Below are 18275 nucleotides of genomic sequence, written 5' to 3'. Positions count from 1 at the left end.
AAAAAATGAAATTCAAATCAGTAATCTTATTGCTAGTGGTCTTAATGGCATCCGTCATGAGTTCAAAGGCACAGCACCCTAAATTAACGGAACCTATTATTGGCCAAAACGTAATCTTTGAAGAAAAGAATGGCCAAGTTGCGGTAGAGGCGGAATATTATTTTAAACAAAGTAAAACCGAAATACGCCAATGGTATAGGACTACTAGTCACGAAACACCGATTATCGGGCGTGATGAGGATGAAAACCATGCAAGCAGTGCTAGCAATAATACCTATCTGGAAATACTACCGGACACCCGGGTTACGCATGACGATTCCTTGATTCATGGTAAAAATTTCTCCAATGATCCTGGAAAAATGGCCATTCTCCAGTACAAGCTAAAGATTAACGACCCGGGTCGCTATTATGTTTGGGTCAGGGCGTTCAGCACCGGTGGTGAGGATAACGGAATACATGTTGGACTGAATGGGGATTGGCCAGTTCATGGCCAAAGAATGCAATGGTGCCAAGGGAAAAACGAATGGAGATGGGAAAGCAAGCAGCGAACAAAGGAAGTGCACTGTGGAGTGCCACAGGAGATTTATTTAGACATCCCAGAAAGCGGTGTTCACGAAATTCAGTTCAGTATGCGCGAAGACGGATTCGAATTTGACAAATTTATATTGACGAAGTATAAGAATTATGTCCCTAAAGATAATGGACCACGGGTGGTCATGAAATGGAGCGAGCCTTCGTACTTTCAGCAAATCGGCACTTCTCTTATCGAGAACAAAACCCTACCCGTTGATGATTTTCCTATAGAGGGAACAGGATTCTACCGCGATGCCGGAAGAAGATGGCTTGCCATTAATCCAAACCAACAAAAGAAAGCCATGACCACCACGACCTTCAATTTTAAAAGCGGTGGGTACGATGTCGTTTTCGTAGGTATTGGTGAAAACGATGGGCAATCCAAATTTGGCGTCACCATCAACGATAAGGAGCTTGGTGCTTTTTCCCCAGCACTCACTCAAAAAATGTTCGATGAAGGACCTAAATTCAATGCGCTTTGGGAGAACGTTACGTTGAATAAAGGAGATAGTATCAAAGTTACCGCCGAAATTGGAAGTACCGATGGCAAGGAATGGGCCAGGGCTCGCTGGGCCGGACTCATTTTTACTCCTGTCGGTAAAGGTAGAATGGTTAAAAATGTTGCCTTAAATGATAATTCAATGTCTGAGCGGACAGAATTGCCCACTATCAATCCGCCTGCCGGCCGCATCGCGATTGTTGCCGACGGTAATTCCCCTGACCCGGATGACCTTGGCGCCACAGCGGTTTCGATCGCACTATTGCGGGCTACTGGACTGGAAGATCGCTTGGTGCACTATTCGCATAGTTGCGATTTGGAACGTGTGGAACGCATTTCGGAAGCGGCGGAAAAAGAAAGGCATGCTTTGATGCAGGCAGCCTGTGATGTGACCGCAAGGCGGTGGGGCGGGTTTGAAAATTTAACTTTCTTCGATGCGAAATGGCAACAGGATGAAACCGTTCGGGATTTGGCCGCCGCCATAAATGCCTCAACAGCAGAAAATCCGTTATGGATCATCGAAGCCGGTGAACCGGATATCATAGGGCTCGCATTGAATGCTTCTAAAAAATCAAAACATAAATTTGTAAAGGTGGTTACGCACCATCCTGCGAACGATGATGCCGGTGATTTTTATACCTGGCAACAGATTATGGATTTTGGGGTTGAAGAGGTTCGTATCCCGGATCAAAACGTGCACTTAAAAGTGGGTCTTGCGGAATGGGATTGGGCCAAAAATCATCCGGATCCGCGTGTTCAATGGATATGGATTCAAGGAAAAATAGCGGAAAACGATGATGTGGTATCCTTTCAAAAAGGAAAATGGGATTGTTCGGATGCCGGTATGGTACTCTATTGGATTACCGGTGCTACGAACGGGGGTCTTACGCAAGGAACGGTTGCCGATGTAAAAGAAATATTGTTAAACTATATCGAAGCCAAATAGTTCACATAAAATAAGTTAAGAATGAGAGCGTCCGATTCAAGGTTTAATCCTTATACTATGTTCAACTCGATCCTCATATTGAGAAAGCTCGCAATTTTCAGCATATGCTGCCTTGTGCTGCTAAGCTGTCAAACCCAAACCAAGAGTTCTGGCCTTGAGAAGAACAAGGCAGTGGAGGAAAATTTACCCCAGCGCCCAAATATTCTATGGTTCGTAACAGAGGATATGGGAGACTATATCCCTCCTTTTGGAGATTCTATCATTACTACTCCTAATTTGAGTCGATTGGCGCGCGAGGGCGTTCGCTATCCCAATTTATTTTCAACTTCCGGGGTTTGTGCCCCAAGTAGAGCGGCTATTATTACGGGCATGTACCCGTCTAGTATCGGCGCCAATCATATGCGTACTACTTCCTATACCGAGGTAACGGGCCTACCCTCTTATGGTGCCGTTCCGCCGCCGGAAACACGTATGGTCAGTGAGTTACTTCGAAGGAACGGATACTACTGTTCCAATAACTATAAAGAGGACTATCAATTTAAAGCGCCGGAAACGGCATGGGACGAAAGCAACCCTTTTGCCCACTGGCGTAACCGAAGCGAAGGCCAACCATTTTTTTCGGTCTTTAATTTTAGTGAAACTCATGAGTCAGGACTTTTCGAGCCCTATGGCCACAGAAAGATGGAAACAAGGTACTATCATGCAGGCGATAGCATATACAAACCTGGTTCTGGGCGAATGACCGAACAGGAAACAACTGTGCACCTGCCCAAGGATACCGAATTTGACATACCCCCCTACCTCCAGGATACCGAAACAGTGCGACGGGATATGTGGAAAATGTATAATAATATTGCTGAAATGGATAAGCAAATAGGAGCCGTTCTAAAACAGTTAGAAGAGGATGGACTTTTAGAGAACACTGTAATTTTCTTCTATGGAGATCACGGCGGACCGTTACCCAGACAGAAACGTCTGATCTATGATTCGGGCCTGAATACCCCAATGATCATTCGATTCCCCAACAAGCTGCACGCCGAGACGATTGATGATGAACTGATCAGTTTTATCGATTTTGCCCCTACCCTGCTCTCCCTAATCGGAGTAACACCTCCAGATTATATGCAAGGCAAGGCTTTCTTGGGGGATTTTAAGGCCGAAAAGGAGCGAAAATATATTCATGCCGCCGCAGATCGGTTTGATGCTATTACAGATGTCATCCGTGCAGTTCGTGATAAACGCTTCAAATATATTCGTAACTATAGACCGGAACAGAGATACTATTTGCCCGTCGAGTACCGAGAAAGAATACCAACGATGAAGGAATTGTTGCAATTACAAAATGAAGGCAAATTGAACGCCATACAATCACAGTGGTTCCGGGAAAACAAAGACTCCGAAGAATTATTCGACTGTTTGGCCGATCCACATGAGTTGAACAATCTAGTCGAAAACACCGATTACAAGGGAAAATTGGAAGAATTACGTACCGAAATGGACAGATGGCTTACGGCGATCAACGACCAGCCCAACCTGCCTGAAAGAGAATTGATCACCCGATTGTGGAATGGTGAACAAACCCAACCCGAAACCTCAAAACCTACTGTAACGGCCTCCGAAGGTAATATTACACTGAGTTGCGATACGAAAGGCGCTTCCATAGGATATAAGATCGTATCTAAAAACGGAAAAGTCCCAAAGGCGTGGTCAATCTATCAAGGACCTTTTATGTTACCGGAAGGGACGAAATTAGTGGCGCAGGCCTATAGGATTGGATTTAAGCCCAGTGAAGTCGTTCAAAAAATGTAGTCGAGTTTTGAAAGGACGGTACCGATAAAGAGCTGAAAGCAATTAAAGCATACTTAGCATTGAAATGGATTCAATCTCAATCCATCCTTTAAGCTTATTTTTCGATAATCTGAAAAACTTCCATATCATCGAGCTCGGGTTTTCCCCCACGATTACCGCTTCCTGCCGCGATATAAATTTTGTTCTTGTAAATTATCGCCTGTGAACCATGTCGACCCCTATTCAAATTTTCCAAATTCCGCCAAGTTTTAGACGGTACATTATAGGCTTCAATCGTGTCGTGTGCTTCTTTTTGTGCCATACTCTCGCCTCCGATCACGATTAAATCATCCCCTAAAAAAATTGCGGAAGTTCCCGCTCTCATGGTCGGCAGGTTGTTTTTGGCAGGTAACGTTCGCCAGCTGTTCGTTGCAATCGTATACACATCGACTTCCGGAATGGTAAGATCAAACGTTTGCTTTGTCGCATACGATGAATTCCTGCCCCCAGCCACATATATCTCGCCATCATTGAGCACCGCATGAAAATGGTCTCTTGGTCTGGGAGCATCGGCAAGTTCTTTCCATTCCATGGTTTCGAAATCATAGCTGTCTACCCATGCCACGTGTGTACTATTATGCCCATCCACAATACCGCTGATCATGTAAGCCTCGTCATTATGAACTACAACACCTGCGGAACCACGTCGCCTATGTTCCGGAATTTCAGCTCCGATTTCCCATACATTTTCTTGGGGTTTATAAATGAGGATGTTTTTCAAGGGTTTCTCATAGGGATACTTTCCACTCATGGCCCCGAAAACGTAAATATTCCCATGGTAGGATACTGCCTGAAAATGATGGATTTCTATGGGTGGTGCTTTACCCTCCGTCCATGAATTCGTTTCAGTGTTGTAGATTGAGACTGGCTTAATACCGCGACCTCCCAATAAATAAAAGTTATTATCGACCGCTACAAAACTGCATTCGTGTCTTGCGATGGGCGCGGTTTCGGATGAAATAGTTTCCCAATGGCCTGAATCATTGGTCTTCTGCGAACGAACGCATTGAAATAAAATCAGAAGATGGAGTAAGAAAAAGAAATTCTTTGTCTTCATCACTTTTACCTTTACATTTTATTTAGATGCTTTGCGGAACAGCTCGGTCAACTTTTACGATTTTAGCTTTCCGGATGGATAGGTAAATCGATATGTTCCAGACCCCAATTCTAATTGCACGCCATCCGCCGTTTGCTTCAACTTTTTTTGCAAATCGGATTTCGGCTTTCGACCATTTACCAAAACCGTATTTGTTTTAGCTTCCGGCAACGTAACTGTGGCCGTCGTATTCGCGGGGATTACAACTTCATAGCTAAAATCGGAGCCATTGATCTCCCAACTCGATTTAATTTTTCCGTATAAGGATTGAAATTCCGCACTGGCCGAAGTCAATCCTCCACCAGGATGGGGATGAAAAAGGATGTGCTTATAGCCCGGATTTTCGGGATCTATACTTAGTCCACCAACATAGTTATAGAGCCATTCCCCGATGGCACCGTATGCGTAGTGGTTGAAGCTATTCATCCCTTCAATAATCGTTCCGTCGGGTTTTTGGGTGTCCCAGCGTTCCCAAATCGTCGTAGCGCCTTGCGTAACCGGATACAGCCAAGAGGGGAATTCTTTACGGTTCAATAGCATAAATGCCAAATCGTCACGCCCGATGTCGGAAAGGGTGCTACAGAGCAAGGGAGTACCCAAAAAGCCGGTGGTCAAATGTCCGAACCTTTCCACATCCTGAGTAAAAAAGGCCGCCGATTTTTCGATCAGCTCCTCTGGAATGAGGCCAAATGAAAGTGCTAAGGCATAGGCGGTCTGTGTGTGTGAAACCAAACGACCGTTGGGGGTTATATATTCTTTAATAAATGCTTTTTTGATGTTTTCGGCCAAAGCGTCATAGCTGACAGCATCTTCTGTCTTCTCAAGAATACCTGCTATTTTACCCATCAAGGTTGTAGAATAGTAGGCGTAGGCCGTGGCAATCAAATCTTTTTCGGTAACAGAACCATTATACGCAGGATTGTTGGCATCATAAGCAAGCCAATCGCCCCAATGCCAATGCTTGTTATTATTCCATAGATAATCCTCACCGGATTCTTCCGCCATATAGTCTACCCAGCCCTTCATACTATCGTATTGTTCTTTCAGGATACGCTCATCACCATAGGTTTGGTAAACCGTCCAAGGTATAATGACCGCAGCATCTGCCCAACCTGTGGCACCACCTTGTGCAGCCGCACCCTTACTTTCGCTCAATATATCCGGGATTACATTGGGGACCAATCCGTTTTCGTGCTGGTCCGCGGCCAGATCCTTGAGCCATTTGGTGTAGAATGAGGCCACATCGAAATTATATGCCGCTGTCATACTGAATACTTGGGCATCGCCGGTCCATCCGGCACGCTCATCGCGTTGTGGGCAGTCTGTGGGAATATCCAGAAAATTATCCTTTTGGCTCCATCGTATATTATTTTGCAGTTGATTGATCATAGGGTCGGAAGTGGTAAACGAGCCTGTCGGGTCCATATCGGAATGTACGACAATGCCTGTAATCGCATCGAGATCCAAAGTTCCGGGATAATCGATTACCTGGATAAAACGAAACCCGTGGGAGGTAAAATGCGGTTCAAAGATTTCTTCCCCCTCTCCCTTTAAGGTGTAGGTATCCGTTGCCTCCGCAGCGCGGAGGTTGGTGGTATAAAAATTGCCATCCTTATCCAGTACCTCAGCAAATTTCAAGGTAACTTTATCCCCTTTTTCACCTTGTACGCGCATGCGCGCCCACCCGACAATATTTTGTCCGAGATCCAAAACGATTTCTCCTTTCGGTGTTGTAATTATTTTTTTAGGTTTGATTTCCTCGATTGCCCGAACGGGTAGACCCTGAGGTGCGACCAAAATATCCGTTGGGTGATCAAGAATTTGAACCTGTGTCCATTTACTCTCATCAAATCCGAAACTGGACCAGCCATCCATTTCTAAACGGGCATCGTATTTTTCACCATTGTACATATCGGACTCCAAAATCGGGCCATAGGAAGCTTTCCAACCGTCGTCGCTTACAATGGTCTCACTTGAACCGTCTTGGTAATCGATTTTTAGCTGCGCCAGTAGGGCCAGTTGCTTTCCATAGTAGGCATAATCGCCTTTCCAACCGATATTACCACGATACCAACCATCGCCAACGATAGCGCCAATGGCATTATTCTCCTGTAGCATGTCGGTAACATCGTAGGTTTGGTATTGTAGACGGTGATCGTAACTAGTGTAGCCAGGGGTAAACAGGTCATTTCCTACTTTCTTTCCGTTGAGCAGGAGTTCGTAAACGCCCAATGAGGTCACATATACCCTTGCGGATTGGATTGGCTTTTTCGCCTGAAATTCCTTTCTGAAATACTGGGAGGGGTGTGATTCTTTCTCCGTAGTTATATCATTCATAGCGATGTAGGAAGCCTTCCATAACGTGTTCTCCAGAAGACCCATTTCCCAAAAGGCAGGCGTACTCCATGAAGAGACCTTGTTCGTATTGTCCCACACCCGTACTTGCCAATACACGCGTTGCATTGACTTAAGGGCGGGGCCTTCATATGCCACATTGACCGATCGGTCGCTTTCTACTTTTCCTGTAGACCAAATCAGCGCCTTATCGTTTTGCAGCTCTTTTTCGGAATCGGCCACCCGAATTTCATAAGCCGTTTGCATTACATTTTCATCATCTGAAATGAGTTGCCAACCGAGCCGTGGTTTTTCGACATCGATACCGATGGGGTTTTCATGATATTCACATACCAGATTGACGACTTTATCAATTTTTAGGGAGAATGATGCCGTTAGTGCCAGGCACAACATTAGGAATCCGAATCGTATTGCTCTTTTCATGATGTTCTTCCAAATTTATTTTAATAGCGCTTTCTATTAGCTATAAAAATAGGCTTTGAGTTGCTTTCGGGTGTCCCGTACCATCCTGCTATCCACTATTTACGCACGTAGATAAAAAGAGCGATGAAAAACAAGATTCCAAATCCATAAAAATGGAGCAAACGATACGCTTACTCCATTTTCGAAACCAACTCAAAAAACTCTAAAGCTTATGAAGTCTTCAATAACGACTATCACGAATTAGCGATACCCTTTATTCGTCAAGCCGAATATCATTTAAGCGGAATTTAATCGCAATCCATTTACGGTAATTAGAAATAAAACAGGATAGCCTCGAACATTTTCATTTAGACTATACGTGTTGCATTTCACTTTGCGTAAAACGTGCATATATAACTCTCAATACCCTGGATTTTGAGTTAAATTTGGGTTCAATTGCAACTCATTTAGAGGAATTGGCAACAAAACATGATAATCTTGGATGTTTACATTAGGAGTATACGTTTTGAATTCCGCATTACGAACAACATCCAAATAAATACCCCATCTTATCAAATCGTATCTTCTGGTTGCTTCCGCTGCCAACTCCCATTTACGCTCGTCGTATATAGCCTCCCTAAAACCTTGTTGGTCAAGACCTGCTAAATCCCATTCGTCCTCGGTTTCATAGGCTCGTTGTCGTATGGGGTTCAAATATTGAAAGGCATCTGCTGGTCCATTGAGTTCATTTTCGCATTCCGCCGCCATTAAATACACATCTGCAAGCCTGAATACCAACCTATTATCGCCATGATTGAAACGTGGAGAAGTCTCAAAATTGCGATTCATGAATTTAGGCATGTAGGTATGATTCAATGGAATGCCCTCATAATCACCCATAATATTCAACGGTCTTCGCAAATCGTTCATTGGAAATTTATTGGCAAAGTCAACTGATGCTATCTGAAGTCCGGTACCATTGAATTCCTCTCCATTGGCCGCCAATGCATCCCTTAAAAGCTGATTATCATCTGCATTGGCCGGTTCATCCCTTATCCTTGGGTTAAATAAACTTGGTCTCCAATAATTATTCCCTGCAAATGCTCTCCCTGGGAACGCTGGCTCAAATTGACCTGTAATATCTTTGGCAAAATCCAATGACCAAATAATTTCCGCATTGTATTCATTAGCAGGATCAAAAACTTCGGCATAGGTTGGGAGTAGTGCATGAGGTGATTCATTAATAATTTCCAAACATTTGGTTAGACCCGCTTGCCAATCTTGAGCTTTCATATGTATTTTTGCTTCAATCATAGCTGCTGCCCATTTAGAGGCTCTCCCCCTGTCCTCTTCCGGATAATCAGATTGTAGATTATTTTGTGCAAAATCCAAATCATCTAACACACTGGCGATAATAACATCTTTATCCGTTCTTCCCAGTTCCGCGATTTCATTCAAATTCAATGGTTCATTGTAAAAAGGTGCGTCACCCCAAAGGTTGGTAATATGCCAATATGACAATGCGCGCATGAATCTTGCCTGTGCGATTACATCGGTCTGGACATCTTGTGAGATGGCTTCATTTCCATCGACCCTATCAATGATAACATTGGCATTTAAAATAACTCTATATAGATTTTGCCAAGTATCCGACACACTCATTAATTGGTTCGAGGCGTCGGCAGTGACCGCACTTAGCGTGTAATTACCCATCGCCTCGAAAATTGGGTGCGATCGATTTGGCTCTATAATATCAACCCCGTTATCGTACCAATTATCTAACCCTGCTTGCCCGTAGATAGAGTTGTTTTTAATTACGGAATATAAACCCGTGATGGCTTGTCCAGCATCAGCATCGGTAGCAAAGAAATTTTCCGGAGCAATAATATCTCGTGGTTCTTCCTCTAAAAACTTCTCACAACCGGCAAATGTGATTAGTAGGAAGACGAATAATAGTATATTTTTTGTTTTCATTTTATTTTTTTTAGAAAGTTACGTTGAGTCCTAAACTTAAAATTCTGGCATTGGGGTACTCCCCATTTGAAAATCCTTGAGCGATATTACCCAAACCACTTCTACCAAATCGACTCGACTCGGGATCGATTAATCTAAAATCCGAGAATAGTAGCAAATTAGTCCCGGATGCATAAAGTGACATATTTTTTACACCATCCCATCCCATTTTTTCAACCGGAAAATTATAGGTCAATCGTACATTTTTTAGGCGCAAATGCGAACCATCCTCAATTTCAAACGAATTGGGTTGGTATGCACCTTCGACAAACCCTGGTCTAGGAATATCCGATGTAGGGTTATCGGGCGACCAGTAATCGGCAACTTCTGCATACTTCGGAAGCTCCCCGCGAATGAAAAAGCTATTACGCGTTCTCAAATTATACACTTCATTACCGACCGTTCCTTGAATATAAATATTTAAATCAAGATTTTTATAGGAAAAGTTGTTTTCAAATCCGTAAATCAGATCCGGCCAAGGATTCCCTAGCACTTCAAAATCCTCGTTAGATATGGTACCATCGCCATCGGTATCTTGATATCTGGGCCCACCAACGGCATTTGTTGCCGGATCTTGCCCTGAAGCATCTATCTCTTCTTGACTTTTCCAAGTGCCTAAATACTGTGCACCCGTGAATACTGGTGACGGTTCACCAACGATCAACCTTAAGTTCCCCGCACCTAGAACCTGGTCTACCACTACATCGATGAACTCCTCTCCACCAAGATCCAATATCTTATTTTTATTCGACGATAAGGTTACGGTAGAATTCCAACTAAAATCAGGCCTGGCAACGTTAGTAGAGGTAAGCAAAAATTCCCATCCCTTGTTCTCTAAAGAACCAATATTCTGTAGTTGATTCGTATACCCTGTTTGTCTTGGAATGGTTACATCCAATAGCAGATCATTGGTCTCTTTTTGGTAATAGTTGAATTCCGTAAAGAGTCTACCGCCGAAAAGCGAAGCTTCTAAAGCAATATCGAATGCCGTTGTGGTTTCCCATTTTAAATCGGGATTTGCCGGTCTCCCCAGTACCGCTCCCGGAACCTCAACGCCATTAAAGGAGGTATTTCCTTCAACTAGTACCCCTAAGGTATTATAAGGAGAAATCGCCTGATTTCCTGATTTACCATAACTGGCTCTCAATTTTAAATCTTGAAAGATGCTTTGATTTTGCATAAAAGGCTCTTCCGTGATTTTCCACGCAGCCGCTATAGAAGGATAAAACTCATATTTATTGCCAGGAGCAAACACAGAACTTCCGTCACTTCTACCTACCAATGTTAGCAAATACTTGTCTTTAAAGGTATAATTAAGTCTTCCGAAGAAAGAAACAATTTGATTTTCACTGTAACCGGAACCTACGAGATTTCTGAGCGGATCGCTTCCTGTTCCTAAGTTGTTGAAGGTAGTGGCGTCCGTAGTAAAACCAAAAGCTTGCGACAAGGCAGTTTCAATGGTCGTTTTCTGAAAAGAGGCGCCACCTAGAAGAATAAAACTATGATTCTCACCAAAATCCCCAGAATATTGTACGGTATTTTCGTTGTTCCATCCAAAAGATGATATGGTACTTACCCTGGCATTACTATCCGTAGTGGGTAAATCCGGTCTTTGACTAGACGTAAATTCATTTCTTTTAGAGCTGGTAATGTCGGGATTAAACGTAGAGCGTATGATTAAATCTTCAATAGGGCTATACTCTAAATACACCGTTCCTAATAAATTGCCTGTGGTGGTCTCATCTATATCCAATTGCGAGGTGGCAACAGGGTTATTGAACGGGTTGCCAACAACTTCATTGGTTCCATTAAAAGAACCGTCATCGTTAAATATGGGTTGGGTCGGCAAAATTCCCAAAAGACCGCTATAGCCGACAACACCGTTCTCCTGTTTAATTCTGGAATAGTTTATACGCAGGCCTGCTTTTAGCTTATCGCTTAGCTTAAAATCCAGATTTGATCTGAAAATATATTTTTGTATTCCCGAATTATCGATGAGACCATCTTGATCGAAAAAATTAAGCGAGTTATAATAATTCACATTTCCATTCTCTGAAGAGCCCGCTATAGAAACATCTGCGTTATATATCGGTGATGGGTTGATCAAAAGGTCAAAGAAGTCATTATCCGGGAAGTCCGATGGATTTCCTGGAAATGGCTCGGCTACACCTCTAAGTATCGCATCTTGATTGGTGTATTCTATTTGTTGTGCTTGATTTAAATACTCCGGTCGATCAGGAACTAGCTGCATACTGGTATATAAACCGACACTTACTTGAGGTTTACCCCCACCTACACGGGCCCCACTTTTGGTGGTTACCAAGACCACTCCATTTGCACCCCTTGACCCGTAAATGGCAATAGAGGAGGCATCTTTTAATATTTCAATGGATTGGACATCATTGGCATTGATATTATTCAGATTGAAATTCGTGCCAACAATAATACCATCAATAACCCAAAGTGGTTCGTTACTTCCTGTAATGGAGTTACCCCCTCGAACTCTAATGGAGGTTCCCGCACCAGGAGCACCACTAGTTTGTGTAACTTGCACACCTGCGGCCCTACCTTGTAAAGCCTGATCAACCCTTGAAACAGGTATAGCTGCCACATCTTCGGCACTTACCGAAGCAACCGAACCCGTTAGGTCCGATTTACGTTGCGTTCCATAACCGATGACTACAACTTCGTCGAGCAGGTTATCGGCCTCTAAGACCACATTGATTTGGGTTTGGTTGCCTACCAGGACTTCTTTTGGAGAATAGCCTATATAGGAGAACTGCAGGGTTTCGTCTGCACCGGCTTCAATCGTATAATTACCATCGAAATCGGTACTCACGCCTTTTGTGGTTCCTTTTACCACTACCGACGCGCCCGGTAAGGGACCATCATCGGCAGACACGGTTCCCGTAATGGTTTGCTGCGACCATACCACGACCGAACCACATACAAAAAATAGGATCGATAGCTTTGACCTAGCCTTACGTAATGTAATTTTTTTTTCGTTCATAATATTTGATTATCAATAGGTTACTAGTTGTTTATACTCAAATGTATAGGACTCTGAAAACAAAGCCATCCTGTACTGTGCTGCACTATGCTGGTCTGTGCTGCTTTCTGTTAATAACGTCCTTGAATTGCCTTTGCAAATCCTTGCCAGTTCCTATTTTTAAGCCATTTTATAAGCTCTAGGGCCGCCAGTAATCTTATAATGCGTAAGTGGCAATTAAATCAGAACCGTATACCATACAGTACAGGATACCCTATTTAGTTCAAAACAGTATTTTTAGAAACATATTAAACCACACCAAAATATGACGATAGAATCGGACGAAAATACTTTTGATGCCATTGTAGTAGGCACAGGGATTAGCGGAGGTTGGGCTGCAAAAGAGCTTTGCGAAAAAGGCCTCAAAACCCTCGTTCTGGAACGGGGTAGAATGGTAAACCACCTTACGGATTATCCGACCATGCATCAGGACCCCTGGGATATTCCCAATGGAGGAAAGACACCCGCCGCCATCAAGGCCAAATACCCAAAACAATCGCGTTGGGGTTTTGATGAAACCACACGCCACTTTTTCAATAAAGACGAAGAGCACGATTACGACGAGGTTAAACGTTTCGACTGGATTAGGGGAACGCAAGTTGGCGGTCGTTCGTTGATTTGGGGGAAACAAAGCTATCGCTGGTCAGACCTGGATTTTGAAGCCAATGCAAAAGATGGTATTGGCGTCGATTGGCCCATCAGATATAAAGATATCGAACCCTGGTATGCCTATGTAGAAAAGCATGTAGGTATAAGCGGGGAGGCATTGGGCCTACCACAATTGCCCGACAGTGTATTCCTAAAACCCATGGGATTGAACTGCGTAGAGGAGCATCTTAAAAAAGGAATTGCCGAGAATTATGACGATAGGGTATTGACCATAGGAAGAGTGGCGCACATTACCGAAGGGACGAAACCAGGCGCCGGACGGGGAACCTGCCAGTACCGAAACCGCTGCAAAAGAGGATGCCCATATGGAGCGTATTTCAGTTCGAATTCCTCTACCTTACCGATGGCCGAAGCTACCGGGAATATGACGATTCGACCACATTCCATCGTCTGTGAAGTATTATACGATAAGAATAAAAAGAGGGCCACCGGAGTTCGGGTTATCGATGCCAATACCAAAGAAGTATTGGAATTCAAATCGAAAATCGTATTTCTTTGTGCCTCCTCAATGGCTTCGACCGCTATCTTGATGCAATCAAAATCGGATGCATTTCCCAATGGCATGGGTAATGCAAGCGGCGAATTGGGGCATAATATCATGGACCACCAATTGGGTGCCGGCGCTTCGGGCGCGATAGACGGTTACGACGATAAATATTACAAAGGAAAAAGACCCAATGGCTTTTATATTCCCAGATTCAGGAATATCAATGCCTCCTCTGAAAAAGTGGATTTTATCCGTGGCTACGGATACCAAGGCGGGGCAAGTCGCAATTCCTACGGGACGATGATAGCGGAATACGATTATGGAAAGAAATTGAAAGAGGCCATACTTGAACCAGGTGGCTGGCGAATCAATCTTGGCGGTTTTGGCGAAGTACTCCCCTATCATGAAAATCATATGTTCCTCGATTATGACAAACTAGATCAGTATGGGTTGCCTACCATTGTTTTTGATGCAGAATTCAAGGAGAATGAAAAGCTCATGCGAAAAGATTGGATCATACAGGCACAGGAAATGTTGGATAATGCAGGATTTAAAAACGTGAGGGCAACCAGTAGAAATTCTTTCATCGGTAGTGGCATTCATGAGATGGGAACGGCACGCATGGGACACAACCCGAAGACCTCCGTACTGAATAAGCACAATCAAGTGCACGAAGTACCCAACGTTTATGTAACCGATGGGGCATGCATGACCTCCTCGGCAAACCAAAATCCTTCTTTAACCTATATGGCATTGACCGCAAGGGCGGCGGACCACGCAGTGAACGAACTAAAAAAACGTAACCTATAGATTGCGAGAATCAAAGCTGATTTCCTTAATGGAATTTTTCAAGCTTTTATGCTCCATTACCCTGCAATACAGGATACCTTGTCGATAGAAAATACTATTTTTCCTAATGAATCGAACATTTGATAAATGAGAACAAGAAGTGCACTCCTTCCCCTGCTACTAGTTGGACTACTATTTTTTTCGTGTGAAACGACCAATGAAGAAAGCGCCTCTACCCTAGCATCAGATTTTAGGAACCCGCCGGAAGAGTCTAAGCCCCGAACGTGGCTTCATGCTATGAGCGGCAATATGTCGAAACCCGGACTAACGAAAGACATGGAGGCCATCGCAGAAGTCGGTATTGGTGGCGTACTATTGTTCAATATCACCCAAGGTATACCTAATGGCCCGATTACCTACAACTCTCCTGAACACCATGAAATGCTCAAACATACTGCTGCAGAGGCCGAACGACTGGGGCTAGCTTTTGGAGTACATAATTGTGATGGTTGGTCCGCCAGCGGCGGTCCTTGGATCACCCCAGAGGAATCCATGAAAATGGTAGTTTGGAGCGAAACCCAAACATCTGGCGGAGAGGTGGAAATAGCACTTGAAAAACCCTCCGAACGCGAAGGATTCTACAAAGATATTGCTGTTGTCGCCTATCCCGCGCTATCCGCTGAATTGGACGACCAAGAGAACAAACCTGAAATTACTGCTTCGGATGAAGGCTTGAACATTGCATTGATTTCCAACGGAAAAATAGACGACCAATCAAAACTAACGGCTACCAATGGGAAAAATCCTTGGTTGCAATTCAGCTATACGAGGCCGAAAAACATACGTTCGGCAAAGCTTATCTTTAATGATCGCCACGCCACAGCACTATTGCAGGTTTCCGAAGACGGTAAGAATTTCAAAGACGTTCGGGATTTGTTCAAAGTACGTACCGGTAAGGGGGAATGGGCCATAAATGATCATTTCGAACCCATTACCTCAAAATATTTTCGCTTGCAATTCAATCAGCAGATCACGCTAAAAGAAGCACAGCTCACTAGTACCTACTACATTAATAATCCCTTGGGAAGAACCGCTATTGCCCGTACCGAAGATCACAAACTCGACGCCATAGGCAGTCCCGAGGCCGAAATGGTCATCCAAAAGAACAGTATCCGGGACCTGACCGAATACATGACTTCCGACGGTAAACTAAAAGCGCAATTGCCAGAGGGAGACTGGACGGTACTTCGATTCGGTTATACCTCAACGGGCGCCTATAATAATCCTGCCTCGGCAGAGGGAAAAGGCTTGGAGGTGGACAAATTGAGCCGTCCTCCCTTTAAAAAACACTACGACGCGTTCATCAAAAAGGTAGTTGATAATGCCGGTCCCGTTGCCCCCAAAGCGCTGCAATATATTGAAATCGACAGCTACGAGATGGGAGGTCAGAACTGGACCGAAGATTTTGTCGAAACCTTTGCCTCACGGAAAGGCTACGATATACTGACGATGCTTCCGTTAATCGCCGGACGCTTTGTGGAGAATTCCGAAACCTCCGAGGCGGTTCTCTACGATTACCGTCAAGTAATCGCCGATTTAATGACCGAGAACTATTTTCAGTACTTTACCGAGCTGTGTAATGCCGACGGCTTAAAAAGTTACATTGAACCTTATGGTTTTGGTCCCCTGAACGATTTGGATATTGGAGGTGTCACCGATATTCCTATGGGCGAATTTTGGATGAATAGACCTATTACACAAACGGCATCTGCCGTTTCTTCGGCCCATATTTATGGAAAACCCATTATTTCGGCAGAGTCGTTTACGTCTAATCCCACCATTAATTGGAAGGGGCATCCCGCAATGGCTAAAAATTCGGGTGATCTAGCCTGGACCTATGGTATCAATGAATTTATGTTTCACCGTTTTGCCCATCAAGCCAATACACATGCAGAACCCGGTATGACGATGAACCGTTGGGGCTTTCATTTTGATCGTACGCAAACATGGTGGAAAAATGCCGGTGCAGCTTGGTTCACTTATATCGCTCGCGGTTCACACATGCTTAGACAAGGTTACCCGGTAAGCGACATGTTGGTCTATGTAGGGGAAGGCGCACCGAATTCATCGTATTACCGAACGGACTTCGAACCCGCGGTTCCCAAGGAAATCAACTTTGACAATGTCAATACCGATGTGCTACACAAACGTTTAAAAATAGAAAACGGCGCTCTAAGACTTCCCGAAGGGAATTCGTATGAAGTGTTGGTCTTAAAGAATAGTGAAACCCTCTCCCTAGAGACCCTAAAAAGAATTTTGGAGATTGCGAAGAGCGGTGTTCCCGTATTTGGCGAGAAGCCAAAGTATTTAGCTGGCTACCATCCTTCCGAAGAACTTAGAACGGAGTTTCAGGCCATTGCGGCCGAATTGGCCCCGTTAATTGGTGATATTACCGATTGGCAGAAGGTAATGCAGTCGAATATAACAACTCCCGATCTCGAAATTTTGAACGGGGATGCCGTTGACTACGCCCATAGAAAAACTGAAGAAGAAGACATTTATTTCTTCTATAATGCGGATACCGTGGGTATGAAAACATTTGAAGCCTCCTTTAGGGTGGTAAATAAAATCCCGGAATTATGGAACCCGATGGATGGATCGATAACCAAGTCGGCACAATTTCAAAATAAGAAAAAAAGTACAACAACGAACATCTCCCTTGATGCCGGGGAATCGGTTTTTGTGGTTTTCAGGGAGGAGGCGGTCGCTTTAGAATCGGTACAGGAACCGGTACAGCATCTACAGCTTTCTTTATCCCAAGATAATGGCATAAAAACCACGATATTTCAAAATGGGAACTATTCGGTCCCCTTATCGTCTGGGAAAAAATGGAATATATCGATAACCGACATTCCCCAACCTATTGATATTTCCAGGAATTGGGAGGTTTCCTTTGACAAAGGAAGCGGATATGGCGGTACGGTACAATTCGACTCTTTGGTAGACTGGAGCCTCCACCCTAATGATTCCATCAATTATTACAGTGGTACTGCCTCATACAAAAAGACCATCAGCCTGAACGAAAATCAAAGCGATGAGGGTACCCAGATTTTCCTAAATTTAGGAGAAGTTTATATTGTTGCAGAGGTGCTTGTAAACGGTGAAAAGGTAGCCGTCAGCTGGATGCCCCCATTTGTATTGGATATCACCGATTTTCTAAAAAACGGTGCAAATAATATAGAAGTTCGCCTAACCAACCAATGGAGCAATCGTTTGATCGGTGACGAGCGATTTCCTGCGAATGACGGCGGTTACAAGTTAGGACCGCACCGGGCCACAGACCTGACCATGCCCGATTGGTACACCGAAAATAAGCCAAGGCCAGCTGGTGCGCGCACCACATTTACAACAGCACCCTTTTACACGAAAGACGACCCCTTAATGCCTTCCGGCCTATTGGGTCCGGTTAGACTGGAATTTTCAAAAACATTGGAGTATGTTCCTGAATGAGTCCGAAAATTGTGAGAATAGTGAAGAAAAAACTTGTTT

8 protein-coding genes are annotated in these 18275 nt (G+C 44.0%); 4 read left to right on the top strand and 4 right to left on the bottom strand.

Annotated features, from left to right (window positions below; genetic code table 11):
• Nucleotides 1-5: 5 nt before the first annotated feature.
• Complete coding sequence (locus FGM00_RS19930) at nucleotides 6-2018, top strand: hypothetical protein (protein ID WP_236262932.1); 2013 nt, start codon at nucleotides 6-8, stop codon at nucleotides 2016-2018.
• A gap of 57 nt (nucleotides 2019-2075) precedes the next feature.
• Nucleotides 2076-3827 (top strand): sulfatase-like hydrolase/transferase, encoded by a 1752-nt coding sequence (locus FGM00_RS05360; protein WP_138851912.1) that lies wholly within the window; start codon nucleotides 2076-2078, stop codon nucleotides 3825-3827.
• Nucleotides 3828-3921: 94 nt separating this feature from the next.
• Here FGM00_RS05360 and FGM00_RS05355 read toward each other — a convergent pair whose 3' ends face one another.
• The 4 genes from FGM00_RS05355 to FGM00_RS05340 form a co-directional block, all read right to left on the bottom strand.
• Nucleotides 3922-4923, bottom strand: a complete 1002-nt coding sequence (locus FGM00_RS05355; protein WP_138851911.1) for a Kelch repeat-containing protein — start codon at nucleotides 4921-4923, stop codon at nucleotides 3922-3924.
• Nucleotides 4924-4977: 54 nt separating this feature from the next.
• Nucleotides 4978-7740 (bottom strand): glycoside hydrolase family 78 protein, encoded by a 2763-nt coding sequence (locus FGM00_RS05350; RefSeq protein ID WP_175416185.1) that lies wholly within the window; start codon nucleotides 7738-7740, stop codon nucleotides 4978-4980.
• 399 nt (nucleotides 7741-8139) lie between these two features.
• Complete coding sequence (locus FGM00_RS05345; protein WP_138851910.1) at nucleotides 8140-9693, bottom strand: RagB/SusD family nutrient uptake outer membrane protein; 1554 nt, start codon at nucleotides 9691-9693, stop codon at nucleotides 8140-8142.
• Nucleotides 9694-9703: 10 nt separating this feature from the next.
• On the bottom strand, nucleotides 9704-12742 hold the full coding sequence (locus FGM00_RS05340) for a SusC/RagA family TonB-linked outer membrane protein (protein WP_138851909.1): 3039 nt from the start codon (nucleotides 12740-12742) through the stop codon (nucleotides 9704-9706).
• A 304-nt stretch (nucleotides 12743-13046) separates the two neighbouring features.
• Here FGM00_RS05340 and FGM00_RS05335 point away from each other — a divergent pair, with 304 nt between their 5' ends.
• On the top strand, nucleotides 13047-14747 hold the full coding sequence (locus FGM00_RS05335) for a GMC oxidoreductase (RefSeq protein ID WP_138851908.1): 1701 nt from the start codon (nucleotides 13047-13049) through the stop codon (nucleotides 14745-14747).
• Between the two features lie 126 nt (nucleotides 14748-14873).
• Entirely contained in the window at nucleotides 14874-18236 is a 3363-nt protein-coding gene (locus FGM00_RS05330; RefSeq protein ID WP_138851907.1) for a glycosyl hydrolase, read from the top strand.
• The last annotated feature ends 39 nt before the right edge of the window (nucleotides 18237-18275 follow it).

Source organism: Aggregatimonas sangjinii, from assembly GCF_005943945.1.
Classification (GTDB): Bacteria; Bacteroidota; Bacteroidia; order Flavobacteriales; family Flavobacteriaceae; genus Pelagihabitans; species Pelagihabitans sangjinii.
The sequence above is the reverse complement of the archived record's forward strand: the minus strand, read 5'-3'. Positions and strand labels throughout refer to the sequence as shown.